We start from the raw sequence: 1758 nt of genomic DNA, 5'->3' as shown, positions 1-1758 counted from the left end.
GCCGGAGCCGCTGGCGCGGCGCGCCTTCGAAGCGGCGCGCACGCCCAGCGAATTCCTGGTGGCGGAGGTGTTCGCCGATCTGTTGCAGCTGCCGCAAGTCAGCCGCGATGAAAGCTTCTTCGAGTTGGGCGGCGACTCCATCCTGGCGGTGCGCGCCGCCAACCGGCTGCGCGAACGCCTGGGGGTTCCGCTGCCCCTGCGCCTCCTGTTCGAACATCCGCGCGCGGCGGAACTGGCGCAACACATCGACGCGCAGCGCGGACAGACATCGGCCGCCTCGCCGGTGCGGCAAGCGCGCCGCCAGCTGGCGCGCGTCACGTTCGGCGCCGACGGCGACACCTCATCCCAGCAGTCCAATCAAGGCCAACCATGAACGCAATTGACGCCCACGCCTCTTTCGACGCCTATGTTTTCCCGCAATCCGGCGCCCAGCGCCGCTTGTGGACGCTGGCGGACCTGGCGCCGGACTCGACGGCCTACCACATCCCGCTGGCCCTGCGCCTGCGCGGCGCACTGGACGCCGACGCGCTGCAAGCCGCTCTGAACGCCCTGGTGGCGCGCCATGAGATCCTGCGCACTCAATACGATCTGGTCGACGGCGAACCCTGCCAGTTGATCCGCCCGCAAGCCGGTTGCGAGCTGCCGCGCACCGCCTGCGACGAGGCCGGCCTGCCGGCGCGCTTGCGCGCGGAAGCCGCCCTGCGTTTCGATCTGCGGCGCGATCCGGTGATCCGGGCGCGCCTGTTCGTTCTGGGCCCTCAACACCATGTGCTCTCCATCGTGATCCATCACATCGCCTGCGACGGCTGGTCGCTGGGCGTGCTGGTGCGCGAACTGGGCGCGCTCTACCCGGCGCTGGCCGCCGGCCTACCCGTGCCGGCCCTGCCCGAGGCGCTGCAATACGCCGACTTTTCCGAATGGGAACGCGAAACCCGCGCCGGCGGCGACAGCGACGCCGATGCGCTGCGCTACTGGCGCGAACGCCTCGCCGGCCTGGACGGCGAAATGGAGCTGCCCGGCGATTACGCCGCCGGCCAAAGCCGGAGCGAGGAAGCCGGCCACGTCAGCCTGACGCTGCCGGCCTCGCTGGTCGACCCGCTGCGCAAGCTGGCCCTCGCCGCCGACGCCACCTTGTTCATGGCCTTGCTCTCCGGCTTCCAGGCGCTGCTGCAAAGGCTGAGCGGACGCGACGACATCTGCGTCGGCAGCCCTGTGGCCAATCGCGACCGCGCCGAGTTCGAACAGACCCTGGGTTTCTTCGTCAACACCCTGATCCTGCGTCAGGATCTGAGCGGCTCGCCCAGCTTTTCTCAATTGCTGACGCGCAACCGCGCCGATTGCCTGGACGCCTTCGCCCATCAGCACGCGCCCTTCGATCAGGTGGTGAAACTGGCCGGCTCCCGTTCCCAGGCCCAGGACGCGCCGTTCCGCGCCCTGTTCGCGCTGCAGAACGCGCCGCTGGGCCGTTTGGACTGGCAGGGCGTGGAAGCGGAAGCGCTGCCGCTATTCCCCGCCGACGCCAAATTCGACCTGAGCCTGATGCTGGAGCCGGCCGGCGACGGCCTGCGCGCCACGCTGGAATACCGCGCCGGCCTGATCGGCGCCGACACAGCGGCCCGCTGGCTGGAACACTATCGTGAACTGCTGCAATCCGCGGCCGCTCAACCGGATTGTCCTGTGGCGCGGTTGCCGCTGCTGAACGCCGAGCAAGCCGCCCAGGCGCTGGGCCCCGCGCCGGTTTCCGTCGCCCCGCCCCAT

General features: G+C 70.1%; 2 protein-coding genes. Both read left to right on the top strand.

The window, feature by feature from the left end:
* Positions 1 to 373: phosphopantetheine-binding protein (locus MOV80_RS23230; protein WP_249605558.1), on the top strand; the 373-nt coding region annotated here is incomplete at its 5' end.
* A partial coding sequence (locus tag MOV80_RS23225) for a condensation domain-containing protein (RefSeq protein ID WP_249605557.1) occupies positions 370 to 1758 on the top strand: 1389 nt, incomplete at its 3' end. The genes MOV80_RS23230 and MOV80_RS23225, both read left to right, overlap by 4 nt.

The organism is Chromobacterium sp. IRSSSOUMB001, from assembly GCF_023507765.1.
GTDB lineage: Bacteria > Pseudomonadota > Gammaproteobacteria > Burkholderiales > Chromobacteriaceae > Chromobacterium > Chromobacterium haemolyticum.
Note: the sequence above shows the minus strand (reverse complement) of the source record. Positions and strands in the feature narration are given on the sequence as shown.